The following is a 2,620-nucleotide window of genomic DNA, read 5'->3' as shown; positions in this document are numbered from 1 at the left end:
CGGGTGGCAGGCCCAGGTCCAGCAGCACCAGGTCGAAACGCTCTGTGGAGAGTGCCGCGCGGGCCGCGGCCACGTCGCGCACCCAGTCAACCGCAAAGCCTTCCGGGCGCAGCGCGGCCCGCAGGCTGTCGCCAATCATGCGGTCGTCTTCCACCAGCAGCAGGCGCATCGACTCGGTTTCTACGGGTTTGCCAGGACTCGCGGAGCATAGCGCGCCAGCGCCGCATCGACAGCGACAAGAACGCCGGCTGCCCGGACAATCGCCGGGCGCCTCATGTGTCCTGATGCGCATTGCCCCAGGAGTCGACTCCCGTGAAACGTTTCATCTGCCTTGTCGCCGCGCTGTTGCTGGTTGCCTGCGCGCAGACCCCATCTGTGCCATCGCCAGCGGATTTCCCGCCGGAGGCCGCGCCGCAGGCCATGGCCTGCCCCAAGGAACTGGCGGCCGGCACGCGCTGCCTGCAGGGCCGCGACAGCGCCGGTGCCGTCTACATCATCGTGATGCCGCCGGACTGGAACGGCACGCTGGTGCTGCATGCACACGGCGGCCCGCTGCTGGGCACGCCCACGCTCAAGCGCGTGGAGGAAGACCTGGACCGCTGGTCCGTGGTGCCGCGAGCCGGCTACGCCTGGGCGGCCTCCAGCTTCCACCAGGGCGGCGTGGCGGTGCGTGCTGCGGCCGAAGACACCGAGCGGCTGCGCCACATCTTCCTGCAGCACGTCGTCACGCCGAAGCTCACGCTGCTGCACGGCCAGTCCTGGGGCGCCAGCGTGGCCGCCAAGGCGGCCGAGACCTACACCGCGGGCCGGCCGTACGACGCGGTGCTGCTGACCAGCGGTGTGCTGGCCGGCGGCAGCAAGGCCTACGACATCCGACTGGACCTGCGCGCGGTCTACCAGGCGCTGTGCGGCAACCATCCGCGCCCGGACGAGCCGCAGTACCCGTTGTGGATGGGCCTGCCCGAAGGCGCGAAGATGACCCGAACCGACCTCGCTGCACGGGCCGACGAATGCCTGGGCCTGGTGCACCCCGCTGCCCAGCGCAGCCCCGCGCAGGCCGAGCGCCTGAAAACGCTCACCACCGTGCTGCGCCTGCCCGAATCGGCCATCCTGCCGCACCTGACCTGGGCCACCTTCCACTTCCAGGACATCGCGCAGCGTTACGGCAGGAGTGTGTTCGGCAACCTCGGCGTGCGTTACCAGGGCTCGGCCGACGACGACGCGCTGAACGCCCGCGTGGCACGCTACGCGCCAGACCCAACCGCGCTCGCCGCCTTCTCGCAGGCCGCCGACCTGGGGGGCCGCATTCCGGTGCCGGTGCTCACCGTGCACGGCGTGCACGACCTGACGGCCTTCGTCGAGATGGACAACAGCTTTGCCGCCACCATGGCCAAGGCCGGCCACGCCGACACGCTGGTGCAGACCTTCTCCGACGACAGCTCGCACAGCTACCTCAGCGACGCGACCTACGTCGCGCTGCTGGGCCAGCTGCAGGGCTGGGTGACGCAGCAGCGCAAGCCTTCGCCGGTGTCGGTCAGCGCCGCCTGCGTGCAAGCCCAGGCGAGCTTCCCGTCCACCTGCCGCTTTCTGCCGGATTTCCGTCCGGCGCCGCTGGCTACGCGTGTTGCGCCGCGTGAATAGACCAGCGCTGAACCACGGCTCGGCGCCGGCCGTGCACCCGCCAAGTCCGCCGATCATGCTGGCCGCTTCTGCGATGGCGACGAAGCAGCACAGGCATCCGCAGGTATGGGTTGCGGGGGCTGACCGAGGAAGGAGGGTTGGCTGGCAAGTTGAGGCAGACTGGCATTCCCAGTTCCGAGTCCATCGCCTTTCCTCACCATGAAGCTGCCTCACATCCGCATTTGCTGGATTTGCACCTTTCCATTGGCCTTGGCGATGACCGGGTGCAACAACATTGCTGCCCAAAAGGCAGAACTCGTGCAGCAGGCGCCGCCTTGCTGTGCGGGCCTGAGCGCTCAAGCGGCAACGCCCTGGCAGCCGCGGCCCTTTTCGGTCCAGATTCCGGAGCACGGGCCGGTGCTTGCTTTTTCGACCGGCAACAGCCGGTATGCGATCGTGGATTTGGCTGGTTCAGGCAAGCCACCCCAGCATCTCGCCTTGGCGTCCGGCGCCTGGCCACAGAGCCTGCTGGGCACCGGTCGATGGGCACCGGTGTTTTTTCCAGCGGCGACCTTCGCTGACGCGCAATGGCGGGTTCTGGTCACGCTCGACAACACTGAACAAAGCCCCGGCAGCTGTGCCGCAGGAGCCTCTTGCAGTACCAGGACACTGGATGTGGCTGTGCCAATCGAGGCCCGCTATCTGGTGATTCACACGCCCGGACGGCTTGTCGGCGCCACGGAGGGCGGTCGGCCAACGGGTGGTGTGGCTGCGTCGAGTATTTACCGAATCAACGGTGCTTTTGTGTCGGTGGGCGGAGGCTTGACCACAGAGCGCACGGTGGGCATGTCCTACGGTAGCGTGGAGGTCCTGCCGGTGGAGTTCCCCAACCCCCCTTAAGCCGTTCTTCAGGCAGGCGTCTTCAGCCCGCTGCGGCCTGGTCCACCCAGGGCTGCAGCGCCTGCACCGCCGCCGCTTCCAGCACCCGGCCCAGCACCAG

The 2,620-nt window shown here is 68.4% G+C and carries 3 protein-coding genes; 2 read left to right on the top strand and 1 reads right to left on the bottom strand.

Features of this window, described 5'->3' with window-relative positions; genetic code table 11:
* Positions 1–169: response regulator (locus FKP22_RS26750; protein WP_141290991.1), on the bottom strand; the 169-nt coding region annotated here is incomplete at its 3' end.
* Between the two features lie 143 nt (positions 170–312).
* Between FKP22_RS26750 and FKP22_RS26745 the strand changes: the two genes are divergently transcribed.
* Positions 313–1,641 carry a hypothetical protein gene (locus FKP22_RS26745; protein WP_231009980.1) on the top strand — a complete coding sequence of 443 codons (1,329 nt, stop codon included), beginning with the start codon at positions 313–315 and terminating at the stop codon, positions 1,639–1,641.
* 198 nt (positions 1,642–1,839) lie between these two features.
* Complete coding sequence (locus tag FKP22_RS26740) at positions 1,840–2,520, top strand: hypothetical protein (RefSeq protein WP_141290987.1); 681 nt, start codon at positions 1,840–1,842, stop codon at positions 2,518–2,520.
* The last annotated feature ends 100 nt before the right edge of the window (positions 2,521–2,620 follow it).

Source organism: Ideonella azotifigens (assembly GCF_006519715.1).
Classification (GTDB): domain Bacteria; phylum Pseudomonadota; class Gammaproteobacteria; order Burkholderiales; family Burkholderiaceae_C; genus Ideonella; species Ideonella azotifigens.
The sequence above is the reverse complement of the archived record's forward strand: the minus strand, read 5'-3'. Positions and strand labels throughout refer to the sequence as shown.